General features: G+C 68.9%; 1 protein-coding gene. It reads left to right on the plus strand.

Annotated features, from left to right (window positions below; all coding sequences use genetic code 11):
* Positions 1–360: ligand-binding sensor domain-containing protein (locus AC1DN0_RS41970; protein ID WP_477146741.1), on the plus strand; the 360-nt coding region annotated here is incomplete at both ends.

A 360-nucleotide genomic window follows, 5' to 3' on the forward strand; every position in this document is an offset into this window, starting at 1 on the left:
GATCGGGATCGCGTGGCTCTGGCCGTTGCTCGGCCATGCCCAGCCGGTGCCGCCAACGCCGCGCCAGCTGACCGTGTTCGATGGCCTGCCGTCCAACACGGTCAACCGCATGGCCGAGGATGGCTACGGCTACCTGTGGATCGCCACCAACGATGGCCTGGCGCGCTACGACGGCCGCACCTACCGGGTATGGCGCGCCGAGGATGGCCTGCGCGACAACCACGTGTGGAGCGTGCACGTGGACGCACGCAACCAGCTGTGGATCGGCACCGAGAATGCCGGGCTGGCGATGATGTCGGCCGACCGCCGCGAACTGCGCTTCTTCGACCGCGCCAGCCACCCGGTGATCGGCAGCAACAC

The organism is Cupriavidus sp. 05N39, from assembly GCF_056397325.1.